The sequence below is a fragment of the Acinetobacter lwoffii genome (genome assembly GCF_049367455.1).
In the GTDB taxonomy this organism is placed as follows: Bacteria; Pseudomonadota; Gammaproteobacteria; order Pseudomonadales; family Moraxellaceae; genus Acinetobacter; species Acinetobacter lwoffii_W.
Genome location: NZ_JBMPXW010000001.1, coordinates 80,731 through 98,936, shown reverse-complemented (window position 1 = coordinate 98,936; position 18,206 = coordinate 80,731). Strand labels below are relative to the sequence as shown.

Here is an 18,206-nt window from a genome sequence, read left to right as displayed (position 1 = left end):
AAGCATTGCTATAAAGGCGTTATGGCATGTTAAACCAATTCTTGAACCTTAAATAAACGATATTAAGAGGACGTAATCTTCATGAATAAATCAGAATTAATTGATGCAATTGCAGAAAAAGGGGGATTATCTAAGGCTGACGCAGGTAAAGCTTTAGATGCTACAATTGCTTCTGTTACTGAAGCTTTAAAATCGGGTGATACAGTAACTTTAGTGGGTTTTGGTACTTTCGGTGTGAAAGAACGCGCTGCACGTACTGGCCGTAACCCACAAACTGGTGCTACTCTTGAGATCAAAGCAAGCAAAGTACCTAGCTTCAAAGCAGGTAAAGGCTTAAAAGACGCTGTAGCTTAAGCTTACCCAGCGACGAAACGCGCCTTCTTTGGCGCGTTTTTTATTGATAAATTTAATTGTGATGATTAACACATTCATTCAATGGGTATTTTCGGTTAAAATCCTTTGCAAATAAAATATTGGAATACTTATGGAAGCTTTTCGTAAAGTTATTAAGGGTTGGTTGGGCAAAGTCTTGCTCGTTCTGTTTTTGACCCCGTTAGCACTTGTAGGTATTGAAGGATATTTTAGCAGCGGAAACTCTGATGCGGCAAAATCAGTGAACGGGACTGAAATATCTCAAAAAGAATTAGAGTCACTGACCAAATCATTTAAAGAACAATATCTCAGTTATGCCAATGGGGATGAAACTTTACTGAATCAAAGCTTCATTGACCAGAAAGCCATGGATACTCTGGTTGCACGTACTTTATTGCTGCAACAGGCTGAAGAATTAGGGATCAGTCTGAGTGACCAGCAAATTGAACAGATGATTGCTCAGCAGCCTACTTTCCAGCAAGATGGCAAGTTCTCGAATGCTTTATATGAAAATTATCTAAAATCAATTGGCATGACCAATCGCGCTTTGATTGAAAGTTTACGTAAAGATCATGCGCTGAAGATGCTGTCATCGACTTTCCTGGATTATCCACTGGTAAGCCCAGTCGAAATGCAGCAGATTGCCGATTTACAAACTGAACAACGTCATATTCATATTTCCAGCATTAATCTGGACAGCTATAAAAAAGATGTCAAAGTGACGGATGCAGATATTGCTGCTTATTATGAAAAACACAAAACGCTATTTAAACAGCCGACCAGTGTAGATGTCGACTATGTGGTGTTAAAGCCAAGCGATATTCAGGTGGAGAGTTTAGCGGTTACAGAGGCTGAGCTTCAGGAAGCCTATACCGCCTTTGTTGCAACACAAAAACAGACAGTTAAACCAGATGTGAAGCATATTTTAATTACGGCGGACAGTCGTAGTGATGCTGAAGCAAAAAAACTGGCGACCGATATTGCAGCCAAAATTAAAGCCGGTACTACTTTTGCTCAGGCAGCAGCACAATATTCTGAAGACCCTGAATCTAAGTCTAAAGGTGGCGCGCTTGCCGTTTATGAAGAAGGTGTATTTGGTACTGCATTTGATCAGACGGTTAGTTCTTTAAAATCGGGTCAGGTGTCTGCACCAGTGAAAACAGATTATGGTTACCACATCATTTCTGTGCAAACACCAGATGTTGCAGTTCCTTCTTTTGAATCACAAAAAGCACGTTTGTCTGAAGAAGCCTTGGCTGCTAAAAAATCCAATGCATTCTCTGATACGGTCAATACGCTAAATGATATGGTGGTAGGAAGTGATTCTCTGGATGTCGTTACACAGGAAGTTAAAGGTGTACAAGTCCAGAAAGCCCAAGGTGTAACACTTTCGACCCGTGATCCTGTGCTGAGCGATGCTAACCTCAAAGTCAAATTGTTTAATGACGATGTTAAAAATGGTGATCGTAATGCTTCATCAAGCATTCAGTTAGCCAATGGTGATGTAGCCTGGATAAAGGTGCGTAATTATCATGCAGCCGGCGAACAAACATTGGCAGAAGCAAAACCCCGTGTTAAGGCTCAGTTGATTGAAGACAAGGCAGCTGCTTTGGCAAAAGCAAAAATTCAGAAAGCTTTGGATGAGTTCAAAACCAAACCGGCTGCAGCAGTGGCGAAAGGTGATTTGATCTTTGAAGATGCTGGCGTTTACACACGTGCTGAAGGTTTACTAAAACGTGATGTACAGCGTGCGGCCTTTAGTCTGCCGACACCAAAAGCAGGCCATTGGTCAGTGACCACAGCGAAAATGCCGAATGAACTGGTTGTGGTTGCGGTATCAGAAGTGAAGAAAAATCCGGTGGATGTATTAAGTGCAGAACAGCGTAGTGAGTTGGTGAAGTTATATCAGCAACTTCGTGGTCAGCAGGAATTTGATGACTATACGCGTTACCTGAAATCTCAGGCAAAAATCAAATAAAATTGTTGTATAAAAAAACCAGCCTGCGGGCTGGTTTTTTGTTTTCTAGGCAAATAATGGTTTAAGCACGAATAATCAGTTGATAACCGGTATATTTGCGCATATTAATCACGCCAGTATCCAGAATTAAATACTGGCCCTTGATGCCTTGTAATTTGCCACGAATCACAGGAGTTTTATCCAGATTATGCGATTTAATCTTTTCCGGATATTGTTCTACCGGATAAATAAACTCTCGTGCGAATTCATCTTCCAATACTTCAATATTTTCATTAAATTCTAGATTCTGATTAAATTCTTCGCGAATGCTTTGAATTTTAGGCGCAAATTCTTCCAGCAGTTGTTCACGCACTTCAATCAGGTTCAATGGTTCTGCTTCACCTTTCAGTAGCTTGCGCCAGTCAGTTTTATCAGCAACCTGCGTACCAAACATGACCTCAAGCTTTCCGGAAAGACGACGTGAGCCCACTTTCATAATCGGCAGGGCTTGGGAGGCACCCTGATCAAGCCAGCGAGTCGGCATTTGGCTGGTACGGGTAATGCCGACCTTTAATGCACTGGAATTGGCCAGATAGACAATATGTGGTTGGAAGCAGACATTCTGTGCAAATTCATCTTCGCGGCAAGTGCCCAAATGATAATGGCACGTCTCTGGCTTCATGATGCACATATCACATGAAGCATTGGTTTTAAAACATTTAAAACAGTGACCTTGCGAAAATGATTTGGAAGTTTTGTTGCCACAAGACACGCAGTAAATATTACCGGTCCATTCAATCTCGATTTCTTGGCCTAAATTAAACGGAAGATCAATTTCTGCACGATCTAAAATTAATTTATATTCAACATTTGCCCGCTGTATCTGTTGATCAGTTACACTAAGGTCCTTGAGGCCGACGTGCATTTTATGACAAATGCCCTGAAGTTCCATAAAAATTACTCACTTAAATCATAAGGATGCAGTTATGGCTGAGCAGAATGTCATTACTTCAATGCTAGACGATTTCGCACAGGAACAGCCAATTCATACTGCTATTTGTATTGGGCAGGACTTGAGCCAAGTCCAGTTTCAGCCAGCTATTCAATGGTCCTATTTTAGCGTATCTGACTTTTTAAATCTGCCTTTTCAGCAACGTTATGACTTGGCTGTGGTGATGCTGGATACTGCAGAAACAGAACATTTGTCTGAACAGATCATGAGTCAAATTCTGGTGAAATTACGTGATTTGTTTGCCAAACGGCTAGTGGTGATCAGCCGGCTGCAAAATGAAAAGTTATTGAGAGCTTTAGGATTTACCCAGCTGATTGACAAGACCACACATGAGGCCGATTTTGCGCTGTGGCAGTTTAATATTTTAACCTATAAGCACGTGCCAGACTGGTTTAACTCCAAATTTTGGGCTAATCCGGAAAACTGGGATAAATTTCGCTGGTAAACCGAAAACCTGCTTAACCAAGATTGCAAATATTAACACAATCTTGCCTAGACAATATGAGGGCAGGCCGTATTCTGTAATTAAGATGCACATAGGATATAGGACATGACAAACCTGAGTAGTATTGTGGAAATATTAGCAAAGCAGGCATTGGGTGGTGGGCAGTCGCAGCAAAAGTCCTCACAACAAGGTGGCTTGGCAGATATCCTGGGGTCTGTGCTAGGGCATTTAAACCAGTCAAATTCTCAGCAAAATCAAAATACTCAAAACCAGCAAAATCAAACCGGCCAGCAGACTCGACAAAATGGTCTGGGGGCAATTTTAGGTTCAGTAATAAGTCAGTTCGGTGGTAGTGGTACTCAAGGTACTGCTCAGCCTCGTTCAGGATTGGGTGGTTCTACTGGTAAAACCTTATTGATTGCAGTACTGCCTTTAGTGCTGGCCTGGATTCAAAAACAGGGCGGTTTACAGGGTGCATTAGACAAGCTAAAAGGACAGGGGCTCAATAGCCAGGTCGATGATTGGGTGTCGACCGGCCCCGGTGAAAATGCCAATGTTGATCCGCAGCAGGTGCAAAACCTGTTTGATGATCAGGAAGTTGAAGCAGTTGCACAACAAACCCATGCACCGAAGCAGGATGTGTATAGTGCGATTTCACAGATCTTGCCGCAGATTATTGATTCGCTTACTCCACAAGGTGAGCAGACCAGTAAGCAAGAAGCCAATAATGATATTCAAAATGTATTGAATATGGTTTCAGGACTTCTTAAAAAATAAATCTAAACATTAAAAAAATCCCGATATCTGTCGGGATTTTTTAATAACTATCAAATGATTTAGAATTTAATCTAGATTCATGCTGAACAGCTGATTAGATTTACAAATTTTCTTGGCAACATAATGAGATTTTCTCATGCGAATCAGGATAATCTGCGACTGAAAACCGAGTTCACCAAACTCAGGTTCTACCTGTACATAATGCAGTTGCCCATACTCATCCCGTACCCGTGCTTGAGCAGAAAATCCGGGACGGGCATTGCCACTGGAAATCGTCGCCAGACGACCAAGTAGATTGACATTGTTCTTTTTATATTTAGGGGGAATGACCTGATCCAGACAGTGAATCATAAAAATAGTAAAAAAAGTCGCAATGATCAAAGCTGGAATAATCAGATAATAGGCAGGCAGAAATTTAAATTCCTGAGAATAGATCAGGAACTGTAAAACATAGCCGGCAAAGCTAAAATTCATCAGGAAGAAAAACACAATCAAAGTTTTGGAGAATTTGACGTTTAGTAGATCCATCTGCTGAAAGTCATAAGGTGAAATTTTTTGCAGAAACTTGCTGGGTCTGAGTCCAAAATAGAAACCAATGGTTTTCACCACACCAAACAGAATAATCGCCAATAAACTCAGATGAAAAGGCATCAGGTTATAGTCTAGAAAAAATGCAGGCATGGTGAAGTCCGTTTTCGTCTTATTCTGAGAGGTAAATTCCACCATCAGAATGCACGGTAATCTCTACTTTTTCAAGTGCTTGACCTTGGCAAGGCCCAGAAATGCATTCACCGCTTTCTACCAGAAACAAGGCGCCATGCGTGGAGCATTCAATAAATTCCTGATCACGATCCAAAAACTGGTTTTCCAGAAATTCCAGTTCAACCTGCAAATGCGGACACAGGTTTTGATAGGCATAGAAGGCACCGTCACGCTGTGTGATAAAGATATTGTCTCCATCAGGAAGCTCAAAAGAGCGTGCTTCGCGCTCTGGAACGTCTTCGGTCATGCAGATTTTAAACATTAAGCACATTCCTTTTGAAAGTCTTGTAATAATGCCGCATAGTCTTCAACTGCCAGGCGCGGACCAAATTGTGAAACCACTTGGCTCGAAATGAGAATCGCCAGTTCAGCCGCAGCTTGAAGACCCAAATTAGCATTCAATCCGTACAGGAAAGCCCCGGCAAAAGCATCACCGGCACCGTTGGCATCTACTGCAGGCACTTTACGGCCAGGAACAGTAAATGTATTTTGATAATCCGAAATCAGTGCGCCTTCAGCTGACAATGTAATGACAACGTGCTGACTGATTGTTTTTAATTTAAGCAGGGCTGCCTCAAGATTATCTGTTTCTGTATACATCAGCGCTTCTTGCTGGTTACATAACAGCAAGTCTACACCATCTGCAATCATTTCATCCAAACCGGCACGCGCGTATTGCACCATGGCAGGATCAGATAAAGTTAGGGCAATTTTAACGCCATTGGCACGGGCAATATCACGTGCTTGTTGTACGGCATGACGTGCTGTGTCAGAAGTTGATAAATAACCTTCGAGATATAGCCATTTCGCGCTATTTAGTGCGCTGAAATCAATTTGTTGATCAGTCAGTTCGGCCGTAATACCCAGATAAGTATGCATGGTACGTTCAGAATCAGGGCTGACCAGAACCATACATGTCCCTGTTACGCCTTCACTGATCGATTGGGTGGTGGTCTTAATACCTGCATCATTCAAACCCTTCAGGTAGATGTGCCCCAGTTCGTCATTTCCGACACGACAGCCATAAAATGCAGAACCACCGAGCGCAGAAAATGCCACGGTAGTGTTGGCTGCTGAACCGCCTGAAGCCTGACCCTTATACACTTGAGTCGCTTGAAGATTTTGATAAAGAGTGACCTGAGTCTCACCATCTGCAAGTTGCATGGTGCCTTTTTGCAAGTGATGTGCAGTTAAAAAGTCATCAGAAACTTTAAATTCTTGGTCAATCAGCGCATTACCAATCGCAAAAAGATCAACAGTTGCCATGTTCAAATATCACATTAAAAATGAAAGTCCTAAGTTTACACGATTGCTTGGGATTGCTGTAGTTTGCTGAATCATTTTCAAATATTTTTCAAAAATGCTGTATTTTGTTCAGCAGCTATCTTTGGTCTAAAAACTGACTTATTTTTGTGCACTGGTGCGCTGCAGCATTGATTTAAGGATCACATTTTATTTATAAAGAGATATCGCTCCTGGCATGATACTTTAAGTCGCTTGGCAACTGTCATTCTTCACAACAATTTCAAATAGTGTGCGTATATGAATATTAAAATTGTAACAGCCGAACAACTCCCGGATCAGATCGAAACACTGGCAACTCTGGCACGTAAAGAAGGCTATAATTTGGTAGATAAGTTAATAGAAGAATATCGCACCGGGAAAAACTGCTTTAGCCACGCCAATGAATATCTGGTGGTGGCGCATGATGGCAAGAAACTGGTTGCCTGTGGCGGCTTAAACCAGCAATGGGGAGATAATGGCATTGAAGACCGCATTGGTCGGGTACGCCGTTTCTATGTGCATCCGAAATATCGTCAGCATGGCGTAGGCAAACAGCTTTTGGCTTACCTAGAGCAATTGGCACGTCCGCATTATTCGGCTTTATGCTTACAAACAGATACCCGACTGGCCGCCAGTTTTTATCAAAAGCAGAATTATGTATTTGTGGAAAACAATCCAAGCTATAACTATTTTAAATATCTGATTTCTTAAGCTTGTAAATACTTATCTAGATGCAGGAAGTAAATTTGATGATTTAATTTTCAAATGATCAAGTTTACTTAATTCGATCAAAATCCTCGGTTTTCAACGTGAATAATTCAGATAACTAAAGCTATAATGCGCTTAGTTATTTTAATTAAAGCATTAGGAGATCGCATGACTGTAGATGTCACTGAAACCATTTCTCAAACTGTACATCCTGCGTTTCAGTTGGTACGTCAACAACATGTTGAAGCTTTAGACATTTTCGTGTCTGAATATAAACATAAAGTGACTGGCGCCACGCATTATCATCTGGCGACCAATCACGACGAAAATGTCTTTCTGGTGGCGTTTCGTACCCAGCCGATGGATTCTAAAGGCGAAGCACATATTCTGGAACATACTGCGCTGTGTGGTTCAGAAAAATTCCCGGTGCGTGATCCATTCTTCCTGATGATTCGCCGTTCATTGAATACTTTCATGAATGCCTTTACTGCGGCTGACTGGACTGCGTATCCATTTGCGACCCAAAATAGTAAAGATTTCCAGAACCTGCTCGAAGTGTATATGGATGCAGCATTTGCTGCGAACCTGAATCCATTGGATTTTGCCCAGGAAGGCATTCGCATTGAGCTGGAAAATGGCGAGCCTGTCTATAAAGGCGTAGTTTTTAATGAAATGAAAGGTGCGATGAGTTCGCCTTCAGACCAGCTGTATCACACGCTGGCGCATCATTTATATCCGCATACCACCTATCATTATAATTCTGGTGGTGATCCTAAAGATATTCCTGACCTGACTTACCAAGAGTTAGTAGATTTCTATAAGTCACATTACCATCCAAGTAATGCAGTCTTCATGACCTTTGGCAATAAAACAGCATTTGAATTGCAAGAGCAGTTTGAACATCTGGCATTATCCAAATTTGAAAAAGGTCAGACGCTGTATCCAACACCTGAAACCCGTTTGACTGCACCATTGACGGTTACCGACAGCTATGCGGTCGATGCCGAAGATCTACAGGACAAGACCTATCATGTGCTGTCATGGTTATTGCCGGAAGCTAGTGACATTAAACTGCGTTTGGGCATGCGTTTAGTTGAAGGGATTCTGCTTGAAGATTCAGCATCACCACTGCGTCATTATCTGGAAACGTGTGGTTATGCAGATGCAACAGGTCCATTCATGGGCGTGGATGATTCTAATTTTGAAATGACTTTCTACTGTGCGGTGCAGGGTTCAAATCCTGAACATGCAGAAGAATTTAAAAATGGTGTGTTTAAGGTTCTAGAAGATGTTGCCTCTAAACCGGTTGATCAGAACATGGTCGATGCGATCCTGCATCAAATTGAATTGCATCAGCGTGAAATCAATGGTGATGGTACGCCGTATGGTTTGAGCCTGATTCTGAGCGGTCTGGGCAGCGCGATTCATCACCGTGATCCGGTTGAAGTTTGGGATGTGGATTCTGCGATTGCCGCAGTTAAGGAAGAGCTGCAAGATCCGATGTGGCTTTCCAATCTGATCAAAGAGCATCTGCTGGATAACCCACATCGTGTCCAACTGACACTGGTTCCCGATGCGACCAAATCTGCCAAAGAAGCGGCTGATGAAAAAGCGCGTCTAGCCGAAATTGGAAAGAATCTGACTGAAGAACAAAAAGCTGAAATTATTGCCCAGACTGAAGCATTGAATGTTCGTCAGGACACGCCGGATGACTTGAACTTATTGCCGAAAGTCGGTCTGGAAGATGTCCCTGCGGAATTGCAAATTGTTCAAGGCCAGTTGCGTGAGATTATCTGTAACCGTGTTGATACGCCGTTGAACCTGTATCATGCCGGCACCAATGGGATTTATTATCAACAGGTTCTGGTCAATATTCCGGATGAAGTGGTGCAGTCGCCTTACTTTAACCTGCTGTCGATCCTGATGGGTGAAGTTGGTGCGGGTGAGTATGATTATCTTGAGTTCCAGCAACTGCAAACAGCGGTAAGTGGCGGTCTGGGCATGGGCGCATCTTTGCGTTCTAAAGTCGATGACAAAAACAAAATTACTGCCTGGTTGACGTTGACCACCAAATCTTTGGTGAATCATCTGGATGCAATTCGTCTGTTAAAGATCGGTTTTGAACAGCTTCGTTTTGATGAGAAAGACCGTATTGTTGAACTGTTACAACAGCGTAAAACGCGCTGGCAGTCACGTATTTCTGGTTCTGGACATAGCTATGCAATGCAAACGGCTTCACGTCAGCATAGTGCATTGGCTTTGCGTGATTATCACAATACCGGTTTGGGTGCATTGAACTGGCTGATCGAGCTGGTGTCTAAGATCGAAAAAGATCCGGCTGAATATGATCTGCTGATTGATGAATTAAAACGGATTCATCGGGTCTTGTTGCAAGCACCAAAGCAATTCCTGTTAGTCTGTGAAGAGCCGCAGTCTGAGCATCTGATCGAAGAAATTCAGAATGTCTGGGACAAACTTGCTGTTGATCCAGCACCGGTTGCATTGACTCAAGTCGAAAAAGTAACCCATGATCAGCACGAAGCCTGGTTGATTCAAGCCAATGTCCAATTCTGTGCGGCTGCTTATCCGGCAGTTGAAGTCTCACACCCTGATGCTGCTGCCTTGATGGTACTAGCGGGTTATTTGCGTAATGGCTTCCTGCACAGCGCCATTCGTGAAAAAGGCGGTGCCTATGGTGGTGGTGCGAGCTATGACGGCAATGCCTGTTCGTTCCGTTTCTACAGCTACCGTGACCCACGTCTGGCAGAAACCTTCCAGGATTTTGATGCGAGTATTCAGTGGTTACTCAATGCACCACAACAGCCGCATCAACTGGAAGAAGCCATTCTGGGGCTGATTGCCAGTATGGATAAACCAGGCTCACCGGCAGGCGAAGCCATTACTGCATGTTATTCCTACTTGCATCAACGTACGCCAGCGTTCCGTAAAAAATTACGTGAACGTTTATTGAATGTCACACTGGATGATTTGCAGCGTGTTGCACAGACCTATCTGGTCGAGCAGCAGGCGACGAAAGCCGTTGTGGCACCAGTGGCAAAACGTGAAATGCTGGAGCAGCTTGGTTTTGTAATTCAACAAGTTCTATAAATAAAAAAAAGAGGATAAGGGATGGCGCTTAATTCGTTTAAGCGCTCAACTCTACAGCTGAGCGTGTTGCTGGGCTGTGCAGTTGGGACGCAAGTGAATGCGGAAGAAACAGTAGTCAACAGTCCCACGCCGGCAACGGCTGAAGCCTGTGCTGCACTGGAAATTAGTGCAGAGCGTCTGGCCTGTTATGATACTTTATTTAAAATTCCGGTTACTGATAAGCCTGCAATCGTTTCTGAACGTCGTGCAGCAGCAGAAATTGCGCCTGAACCCGACAATTTAAAAGCGAAAATTGGTCAGACTGTTTCCAATATTTACGCTTCTGAAGGATCAAAGCTGACGCCGAATCTGTCTTTGCTGGATAGCCGCTGGGAACTCTCTCCGGAAAGTAAATTAGGCACCTGGAACATTCGTTCTTATCAGCCGGTGTATTTGATGCCAGGTTTCTGGACATCAAACAAGAATGAATTACCCGAGAGTGAAAATCCCAACAATATAGAGACAGAGAAACAGAATCTCACCTCAACTGAAGCTAAGTTTCAACTGTCTTTAAAGACCAAGGCGGTTGAAAATATCTTGGGAGATAATGGCGATCTCTGGCTTGGTTATACTCAGTCTTCGCGTTGGCAGGTGTATAACTCGGAAGAATCACGTCCGTTTCGTGGAGACCAACTATGAACCCGAAGCCAGTTTGATTTTCCGTACCAATTATGATCTTTTGGGTCTGAATTGGCGTATGTTGGGATTGACCATCAATCATCAGTCCAATGGTCGTTCTGATCCGTTATCACGTAGCTGGAATCGGGTGATGCTGAATCTTGGTTTTGAAAAAGACAATTTTGCCTTGATGGTTCGTCCTTGGTATCGCTTTGAAGAGAAGCGAGAAGACGATAACAATCCAGAGATCAAGAACTATATTGGCCGTGGAGACATGACCGCATTTTATCGTTATAAGGAGCATGATTTTTCATTGATGCTACGACATACCTTAAAAGGTGGAGATGAAAACCGTGGAGCGGTACAGTTCGACTGGTCATTCCCGATCAGTGGGCGTTTGCGTGGCCAATTCCAGCTTTTTGATGGTTACGGAGAAAGCCTGATTGATTATAACCATCGTGCCACGTATGTCGGTTTAGGTGTTTCCTTGATGAACTGGTTCTAGGATTCCAACTTTAAACATCTTGGAATGAAAATAAAAAACCATGCCGCTGCATGGTTTTTTTATAGATAGATTAGCCAATCTGGATTTCTGAAGGCGGATGTTTGAGACGACTCTTTTTCGGAGTCGCAATAAAATAAGCAAGCGTCAGTGGCCCTAGACGCCCTGCGAACATTAACAGCATTAGAATAATCAAACTGGCAGGTTGTAGTTCCTCTGTTACCCCTCGGGACAAACCGACGGTACAGGCCGCAGACACGGCTTCAAACAACAGATCCAGAAAATCCTGCTCAGGTTCCAGGATTAATAAGCTCATAAAACCCATCATGATCAATGCTGCAGTAATACACACGACGGCCAATGCTTTAAACGTAGTTTTTTCAGGAATAGAGTGATTAAACAGCCGGATCTCATCTTCGCGTCTTAAAAAACTGATTACGCTGATGACCACAATAATAAACGTACCGACCTTAATGCCGCCCGCCGTACTTAAGGAGCCGCCCCCGATAAACATGAGCAGCATGGTAACGAGACTGGATGCATCGCTCATTTGTTCCATTGGCAAGCTATTAAAACCTGAAGAGCGGGGAACGGTGGCATGGAACCAGGCATTCACGGCCTGATCGCCCAAACTCATGAGACCCAAGGTGTGTGGATTGGAAGCCTCTAGTAGCCAAAGTACGATAAAAGCACTTAGGTTCAGACCCAGAATCGTTGAGAGGATTAGCTTGCTGTTGGTACTCAACTTACGCCAGCGCTTATGTTCTTTGACGTCCATCAGCACCAGAAAACCGATACCGCCAATGATATACAACATACTGATGGTAAAGGTAATCAGATATTGCCCTGAAAAACTCATCAAGCTATTTGGAAATAGTGAAAATCCACCATTATTAAAAGCGGAGACACTATAAAAGGCTGCATAAAATAATGCATCAGTGAATTGATATTCTTTAAGCCAGGACAAGGTCAGAATCAGCGTGCCGATCGCTTCAAAGAATAGAGAATATAAAAACACGGCTTTAATGGTAAAACTGACTTTTTTCAGACTAGTTTGTCCAATGGACTCCTGTGCCATGACTTGTTGTTTTAGCCCCAGTTGCGGTGCCAGACTCATCACTGCCAGAATGGCAAAGGTCATAAAACCCAAGCCGCCGCATTGCAACAAAAACATAATCACGATTTGACCAAATACGGTATAGGCTTCACCGACATTCACCACCGATAGCCCGGTAATGGTCACAGCAGAAGTTGCTGTAAAAATCGCCTCCAGCCAGCTGATTTCTCCATGATGTGCAATAGGCAGCATCAATAGCAGTGAGCCGATCAGAATTAATCCGAGAAAACCCAAAGCCAGTAAGCTCGGAGGACTGAGGTTAATCGTCCTGTGTTGCTTTAAATCAGAACTTTTCATAAATGTTTAAAATATTTAGCAAGACGGCGCAAAGGTTCCAGCAATCCTTCAACCAGTAAAATGTCGCCTTCTTGAAGAATCTGATTGGCATCTACGTGGTATTGCAGCGTAGATCCGCGTTTATGTAATAAGGTGGTAATTTCAGGTATATGCTTCATCAACTGATTCAACGGTGTACCATGATGATCTGCATGAATCTCGATCTTGACAATATAGTGATCATCTTCAAGTGACATATAACGGCTAACCATCGGGTAGCTGAGTGATTGTGCCACACGGACGCCCATATCTTCTTCTGGGTGAATAATTTTTTCGACGTTCAGATGGGTCAAAATCATATGGTGGGCTTTGGATTTGGCTTTGGCCCAAATTTTCTTTACACCCATATTTTTCAGATGCAGTACACACAGAATGCTGGCTTCAATATCTTCACCAATTGCGACTACGACCGCTTCACAGCGCTGGATATCCAGTTCATCCAGGACATGCTCATCGGTTGCATCGGCAATGACCGCATGGGTGAGCTGATCGGAAATATTTTCCACATATTTTTTATCGAGATCGATTCCAATCACATCATGTTTCAGGCTGATCAGTTGAGTCGCCACTGTTGCACCGAAGCTGCCCAGCCCAATGACTGCAAATAATGCCATGCATATTTCCTTAAATCTTTTTATTTCAAATCAGTTCATGTCTAAGTATGTATCTTAAAGATTTTTATAGTTTTCAGCTATCTGGCCTTACATAAATACTTCATACATTTTCATTCAGCCGGACATAAAAAAACCGCCTCGAAAGGCGGTTTATGTTTGAAAGAATTACTTCAAGAAACGTTGATAACCCAGATTATTGGTAATTTCCTGATATGGATAGGTAATGGTTTCGAGAGTTTCGATCAAGCCATCCGGATTCTGTTGTGCATCGGTTGCTTCAAGACCCACCAGAACACGTCCTTCAGCAGCGCCGTGGTTCCGGTAGTGGAACAGGGTGATATTATGGGTTGGGCCAAGACGTTCCAGGAACATCAGTAAAGCGCCAGGACGCTCCGGGAATTCCACGCGGAACAGGCGCTCATTTTCAATATCGGCATGACCACCGATCAGGTAACGGATATGCAGTTTGGCCACTTCGTCATCAGACAGATCGTCAACGTCATACTGGAACTTTAAGGTTTCATAAATTTCCTGACGTTCTTTCTCGCCATTTTTCAGACTGATGCCGACAAAGACTTGCGCAGCAGAAGCATCGCTGGCACGGTAGTTAAATTCAGTAATATTACGGCCTTGTAATGCACGGCAGAAACTCAGGAATGAACCTTTCTGTTCCGGAATGGTCACGGCAAAAATCGCTTCTTTGCGTTCACCCAGTTCGGTACGTTCAGCGATATAACGTAAACGGTCGAAGTTCATGTTGGCGCCGCAGACAATCGACACCATGTTCTTCCCTTCGATGCCATGTTCAGCCACGTATTTTTTAATACCTGCCAGAGCCATTGCACCAGATGGTTCTACAATGCTACGGCATTCGTCATAAGTGTCTTTAATCGCTGCACAGACTTCATCCGTATTCACCAGCACCACATTCGGTTCCACGATTGGGCCAGAATTGTCCGATTTTTGCAGACGAATCACATCAAATGGTTTTTCACCAATTTGGGCTACCGCTGTACCATCAGCAAACAAGCCCACAGATGGGAGAATCACACGTTCATTTGCTTCTAAAGCAGCTTTTAAACAGGCAGATTCGTCGTATTCCACTGGAATGACTTTAACGTGGGGTGCGACATCACCTAAATACGCTGCAACACCTGCGATCAGGCCACCACCGCCAACTGCGACAAACACGTAATCCACATCGCGCCATTGACGCAGGATTTCATTAGCAATCGTACCTTGGCCAGCAATCACCAGTTCATCATCATAAGGCGGAATGAAGGTCATGCCATCTTCCTGGGCACGTTGAATCGCATACTTGTTGGCGACATCAAATGAATCACCATGCAAAACCACTTCGCCACCAAGACGCTTAACCGCCTGTACCTTGATATCAGGTGTGGTTTTAGGCATCACAATAATCGCGCGAATACCCAGCTTTTTCCCTGAGAGTGCCACGCCCTGTGCATGGTTACCCGCTGAAGCAGTAATAACGCCACGTTCCATTTGTGATTTCGGTAATTGACTAATACGGTTATAGGCACCGCGTAGCTTGAATGAAAAAACCGGTTGTAAATCTTCACGTTTAAAGCGGATATTATTATTGAGTCGTTCGCTAATTCGTGGCGCTGCTTCGAGTGGAGTTTCGATTGCAACATCGTAGACCGTTGCTTGTAAAATTTGTCGAACCAAACGAGACAGCATGTTAATTTTCCATCTAACAGTTTAAAATAGGGGCTTATTGTAACAAACCACACGGCTTTGCGGTTTAAAAAAGCTGCAAAAGTCCAAAATAGTTGAGTGAAGCCATGAGTCTATATGCAACCCAAGATGAGAAAAAACAAGCAGCAGCCAAAGCCGCTTTAAAACACTTGCCAAAAGGGGGCATTTTAGGCGTAGGTACAGGCAGTACTGTAAACTTTTTAATTGACTTATTGCCTGAGCTGCAATTGGAAGCTGCGGTAGCCAGTTCAGAAGCAACTGCACAACGCTTGAAAAAACTCGGCATTGAAGTGGTAGATATGAACTCTGTCAGTGGTCTGGATGCTTATGTTGATGGTGCAGATGAAATTGATCGTCATATGCATATGATCAAAGGTGGCGGTGCAGCGCTGACACGTGAAAAGATTGTTGCCTCTATTGCGAAAAAATTTGTGTGTATCGTGGATGATTCTAAATGGGTTGGACAATTAGGGCGTGAGTTCCCGCTTCCTGTAGAAGTGATTCCAATGGCGCGTTCTGCAGTCGCGCGTAAAATCGTATCTTTAGGTGGCGATCCTGCGTACCGTGAAGGTGTGGTCACTGACAACGGTAATGTGATTTTAGATGTGTACAACCTGAATATTCTAAATGCACTTGAACTGGAAAAAACCTTAAACGATATTCCGGGCGTGGTATGTAACGGTATCTTTGCGATCAACAAAGCAGATATCGCCATTGTCGCGACTGATAACGGAATTGAAGAGCGTACAGCGGTTTAATTAAACTTTCTAGAAAAAATCCCTCTAAATCTCCCTGAGCGAAGTTTTGAAGCACTGCTTTAAAACAAGTGCAAGAAGGGAGACTTTTAAAAGCCCCTCTTTGAAAAAGAGGGGGTTAGGGAGATTAAAAAAACTATAATGACCTTATCCGATCTACCCGAAATCCAAATCACCCGAAATGTCCGTTCAACCCGGTTACGTTTGCGTGTCGATGCGACCCAGATTCGCCTCACAGCCCCGGTTTTTTGCAGCAAAAAACAGATACGGCATTTTATTGAACAATCTGAAAGCTGGCTGATTAAAACCTGGCAATCCCAGCAAGAAAAAATCGAAAATATTGACCGGACGTTACCGATTGAGCTGCGGTTATTTAATCTAAAAGAACCTGTACAAATTTCTTATCAAAGCCAGAAGAGCAACTTCATTTTTGATCATAAAAATTTACAGCTTTGCATCAGTGACCGACATCCTGAAGAATATTTAAAAACTTTCGTGATTGCCTACGCAAAAGAACAGCTTCCTTCATATTTAAATCTTGTCTCACAGCAATGTCATTTGCCTTTTAAAAACTGCAGTATTCGACAACCTAAAACCCGGTGGGGCAGTTGTTCGGCCAAACATGACATTATGCTGAATAGTGCGCTAGTATTATTTCCTGAAGAGGTCACGCATTATGTCGCTGTCCATGAACTGGTACACACAAAGCATTTTGATCATAGTCCACGCTTTTGGGCAGAAGTTGCTAAGCATGATCAGCATTTCCAGCAGCATCGTATAACGCTGAAAAATACGCCGTTGCCATATTGGTGGGGTGCCTAAAACCATAATTAATAAGTCCATATAACTCTATTGAAATAGCCTAAGCAAATTAAAAGTTTCATGATCAAAATCGGACTTATCCTACTGATCAATTAAAAAACCAGCAAACCCCAGTGAAATGGTTTAGAAAACCTCAACTTCCTGTCATACTAGGCTGTATAAAGGAAACATTTATTTGAGGTAATCATCGTGATTTCAGTGGGTATTGTGGGTGGTACGGGTTATACAGGCGTTGAACTTTTGCGTCTTTTGCTACGACATCCAGATGTAAATGTAACAGCACTGACATCACGTACTGAAGCAGGTCGTCGTGTAGATGACATGTTCCCAAGCTTGCGCGGGCATACCAATCTTAAATTTTCTGATTTGAGTCTGGGTTTATTAAAATCATGCGATGTGGTGTTCTTTGCAACGCCGCATGGTGTCGCAATGAAACATGCCGAAGAGCTGGTTGCTGCAAATACCAAAGTGATCGACTTGGCGGCAGATTTTCGTTTACAAGATCTTGAACAGTTTGAAAAATGGTATGGCATGCAACATGCATGTCCAGAACTGTTAAAAGATTCTGTTTATGGTTTATCTGAGCTAAATCGTGAAGAAATTAAAAAGGCCAGTGTGATCGGGAATCCGGGGTGTTATCCAACTACAGTTCAGTTGGGTCTGGCGCCGGTCTTAAAAGCGGCTGAAGCATTGGTGAAACCTGAAAGCATTATTATCGATGCCAAATCTGGTGTATCAGGTGCAGGTCGTAAAGCCAGTCTGGGCATGATTTATTCTGAAAATTCCGATAATTTTAAGGCCTATGGTGTAGCGGGTCATCGTCATCACCCTGAAATTGTCGAAGCATTGGAAAAAATTTCAGGTCAAAAAAATGTGTTTGATCATATTTTATTTGTACCGCATTTGGTGCCGATGATTCGTGGTATGTTGTCGACCATCTATATCGATTTAACTGAAGCAGGCCAATCAGCAGATTTACAAGCGCTATATGAGCAGTTCTATGCCAATGAAGCATTTGTCGATGTTATGCCGGCGGGTAGCTCACCCGAAACCCGTTCAGTGCGTGGAGCGAATCAGTTGCGTATTGCCTTGTATAAGCCACAACCAACGAAACTGGTTGTACTGGTTGCACAAGACAATCTGGTAAAAGGGGCAGCAGGTCAGGCTGTACAAAACATGAACCTGATGTTTGGTTTTGCTGAAGACGCTGGCTTAAATAATATTGGTTTATTACCATAAAAAACGTATTAGAACTT

At 43.1% G+C, this 18,206-nt stretch carries 16 protein-coding genes and 1 pseudogene; 10 read left to right on the top strand and 7 right to left on the bottom strand.

What is annotated here, in order from left to right:
* The first annotated feature begins 81 nt into the window (after positions 1 to 81).
* Both ACO1B7_RS00505 and ACO1B7_RS00500 read left to right on the top strand, forming a co-directional pair.
* On the top strand, positions 82 to 354 hold the full coding sequence (locus ACO1B7_RS00505; RefSeq protein WP_004279807.1) for an HU family DNA-binding protein: 273 nt from the start codon (positions 82 to 84) through the stop codon (positions 352 to 354).
* A gap of 130 nt (positions 355 to 484) precedes the next feature.
* A complete protein-coding gene (locus tag ACO1B7_RS00500) occupies positions 485 to 2,350 on the top strand; it encodes a SurA N-terminal domain-containing protein (RefSeq protein ID WP_004646769.1) in 1,866 nt (621 codons plus the stop codon).
* A gap of 61 nt (positions 2,351 to 2,411) precedes the next feature.
* Here the strand turns inward: ACO1B7_RS00500 and ACO1B7_RS00495 are convergent, their stop codons facing one another.
* Positions 2,412 to 3,281, bottom strand: a complete 870-nt coding sequence (locus tag ACO1B7_RS00495) for a DUF2797 domain-containing protein (protein ID WP_004646770.1) — start codon at positions 3,279 to 3,281, stop codon at positions 2,412 to 2,414.
* Between the two features lie 34 nt (positions 3,282 to 3,315).
* Here ACO1B7_RS00495 and ACO1B7_RS00490 point away from each other — a divergent pair, with 34 nt between their 5' ends.
* Positions 3,316 to 3,786, top strand: coding sequence for a DUF6231 family protein (locus tag ACO1B7_RS00490; RefSeq protein WP_004279801.1), 471 nt, complete (start codon positions 3,316 to 3,318; stop codon positions 3,784 to 3,786).
* 105 nt (positions 3,787 to 3,891) lie between these two features.
* A complete protein-coding gene (locus ACO1B7_RS00485; protein ID WP_423089676.1) occupies positions 3,892 to 4,563 on the top strand; it encodes a YidB family protein in 672 nt (223 codons plus the stop codon).
* Positions 4,564 to 4,629: 66 nt separating this feature from the next.
* Here ACO1B7_RS00485 and ACO1B7_RS00480 read toward each other — a convergent pair whose 3' ends face one another.
* The 3 genes from ACO1B7_RS00480 to ACO1B7_RS00470 are packed head-to-tail and all read right to left on the bottom strand — an operon-like array spanning position 4,630 to position 6,591.
* A complete protein-coding gene (locus ACO1B7_RS00480; RefSeq protein WP_004279798.1) occupies positions 4,630 to 5,244 on the bottom strand; it encodes an OB-fold-containig protein in 615 nt (204 codons plus the stop codon).
* A 19-nt stretch (positions 5,245 to 5,263) separates the two neighbouring features.
* Positions 5,264 to 5,572 (bottom strand): Rieske (2Fe-2S) protein, encoded by a 309-nt coding sequence (locus ACO1B7_RS00475; RefSeq protein WP_004279797.1) that lies wholly within the window; start codon positions 5,570 to 5,572, stop codon positions 5,264 to 5,266.
* A 14-nt stretch (positions 5,573 to 5,586) separates the two neighbouring features.
* Positions 5,587 to 6,591 carry an adenosine kinase gene (locus tag ACO1B7_RS00470; RefSeq protein ID WP_423089675.1) on the bottom strand — a complete coding sequence of 335 codons (1,005 nt, stop codon included), beginning with the start codon at positions 6,589 to 6,591 and terminating at the stop codon, positions 5,587 to 5,589.
* Between the two features lie 276 nt (positions 6,592 to 6,867).
* Between ACO1B7_RS00470 and ACO1B7_RS00465 the strand changes: the two genes are divergently transcribed.
* From ACO1B7_RS00465 to ACO1B7_RS00455, 3 genes and pseudogenes are all read left to right on the top strand, one after another.
* Positions 6,868 to 7,320: a GNAT family N-acetyltransferase gene (locus ACO1B7_RS00465; RefSeq protein WP_005107150.1), complete on the top strand. Its 453-nt coding sequence runs from the start codon at positions 6,868 to 6,870 to the stop codon at positions 7,318 to 7,320.
* Between the two features lie 165 nt (positions 7,321 to 7,485).
* Complete coding sequence (locus ACO1B7_RS00460; RefSeq protein ID WP_004646776.1) at positions 7,486 to 10,425, top strand: insulinase family protein; 2,940 nt, start codon at positions 7,486 to 7,488, stop codon at positions 10,423 to 10,425.
* Between the two features lie 21 nt (positions 10,426 to 10,446).
* Positions 10,447 to 11,587 (top strand): annotated as a pseudogene (locus ACO1B7_RS00455) (phospholipase A).
* Between the two features lie 70 nt (positions 11,588 to 11,657).
* Here the strand turns inward: ACO1B7_RS00455 and ACO1B7_RS00450 are convergent.
* The 3 genes from ACO1B7_RS00450 to ilvA form a co-directional block, all read right to left on the bottom strand.
* Positions 11,658 to 12,998 carry a TrkH family potassium uptake protein gene (locus tag ACO1B7_RS00450; RefSeq protein ID WP_004646778.1) on the bottom strand — a complete coding sequence of 447 codons (1,341 nt, stop codon included), beginning with the start codon at positions 12,996 to 12,998 and terminating at the stop codon, positions 11,658 to 11,660.
* A complete protein-coding gene (locus ACO1B7_RS00445) occupies positions 12,995 to 13,651 on the bottom strand; it encodes a potassium channel family protein (RefSeq protein ID WP_004646780.1) in 657 nt (218 codons plus the stop codon). Before ACO1B7_RS00445 ends, ACO1B7_RS00450 begins: the two co-directional genes overlap by 4 nt.
* A gap of 165 nt (positions 13,652 to 13,816) precedes the next feature.
* The gene (ilvA, locus tag ACO1B7_RS00440; RefSeq protein WP_004646781.1) at positions 13,817 to 15,355 is read right to left on the bottom strand and encodes a threonine ammonia-lyase, biosynthetic; all 1,539 of its coding nucleotides are present in this window, start codon (positions 15,353 to 15,355) and stop codon (positions 13,817 to 13,819) included.
* A gap of 104 nt (positions 15,356 to 15,459) precedes the next feature.
* Here ilvA and rpiA point away from each other — a divergent pair, with 104 nt between their 5' ends.
* The 3 genes from rpiA to argC all read left to right on the top strand — a co-directional run bounded on the left by rpiA (position 15,460) and on the right by argC (position 18,189).
* On the top strand, positions 15,460 to 16,131 hold the full coding sequence (gene rpiA / locus ACO1B7_RS00435; RefSeq protein ID WP_004279784.1) for a ribose-5-phosphate isomerase RpiA: 672 nt from the start codon (positions 15,460 to 15,462) through the stop codon (positions 16,129 to 16,131).
* Positions 16,132 to 16,269: 138 nt separating this feature from the next.
* Positions 16,270 to 16,950 (top strand): M48 family metallopeptidase, encoded by a 681-nt coding sequence (locus ACO1B7_RS00430; protein WP_004646782.1) that lies wholly within the window; start codon positions 16,270 to 16,272, stop codon positions 16,948 to 16,950.
* 183 nt (positions 16,951 to 17,133) lie between these two features.
* Entirely contained in the window at positions 17,134 to 18,189 is a 1,056-nt protein-coding gene (argC, locus tag ACO1B7_RS00425; protein ID WP_171057010.1) for an N-acetyl-gamma-glutamyl-phosphate reductase, read from the top strand.
* Positions 18,190 to 18,206 lie beyond the last annotated feature (17 nt).

Coding starts and splice junctions, on each gene's coding strand:
- ACO1B7_RS00505 (WP_004279807.1), top strand. CDS start 82: ATGAATAAATCAGAATTAATTGATGCAATTGCAGAAAAAGGGGGATTA.
- ACO1B7_RS00500 (WP_004646769.1), top strand. CDS start 485: ATGGAAGCTTTTCGTAAAGTTATTAAGGGTTGGTTGGGCAAAGTCTTG.
- ACO1B7_RS00495 (WP_004646770.1), bottom strand. CDS start 3,281: ATGGAACTTCAGGGCATTTGTCATAAAATGCACGTCGGCCTCAAGGAC.
- ACO1B7_RS00490 (WP_004279801.1), top strand. CDS start 3,316: ATGGCTGAGCAGAATGTCATTACTTCAATGCTAGACGATTTCGCACAG.
- ACO1B7_RS00485 (WP_423089676.1), top strand. CDS start 3,892: ATGACAAACCTGAGTAGTATTGTGGAAATATTAGCAAAGCAGGCATTG.
- ACO1B7_RS00480 (WP_004279798.1), bottom strand. CDS start 5,244: ATGCCTGCATTTTTTCTAGACTATAACCTGATGCCTTTTCATCTGAGT.
- ACO1B7_RS00475 (WP_004279797.1), bottom strand. CDS start 5,572: ATGACCGAAGACGTTCCAGAGCGCGAAGCACGCTCTTTTGAGCTTCCT.
- ACO1B7_RS00470 (WP_423089675.1), bottom strand. CDS start 6,591: ATGGCAACTGTTGATCTTTTTGCGATTGGTAATGCGCTGATTGACCAA.
- ACO1B7_RS00465 (WP_005107150.1), top strand. CDS start 6,868: ATGAATATTAAAATTGTAACAGCCGAACAACTCCCGGATCAGATCGAA.
- ACO1B7_RS00460 (WP_004646776.1), top strand. CDS start 7,486: ATGACTGTAGATGTCACTGAAACCATTTCTCAAACTGTACATCCTGCG.
- ACO1B7_RS00450 (WP_004646778.1), bottom strand. CDS start 12,998: ATGAAAAGTTCTGATTTAAAGCAACACAGGACGATTAACCTCAGTCCT.
- ACO1B7_RS00445 (WP_004646780.1), bottom strand. CDS start 13,651: ATGGCATTATTTGCAGTCATTGGGCTGGGCAGCTTCGGTGCAACAGTG.
- ilvA (WP_004646781.1), bottom strand. CDS start 15,355: ATGCTGTCTCGTTTGGTTCGACAAATTTTACAAGCAACGGTCTACGAT.
- rpiA (WP_004279784.1), top strand. CDS start 15,460: ATGAGTCTATATGCAACCCAAGATGAGAAAAAACAAGCAGCAGCCAAA.
- ACO1B7_RS00430 (WP_004646782.1), top strand. CDS start 16,270: ATGACCTTATCCGATCTACCCGAAATCCAAATCACCCGAAATGTCCGT.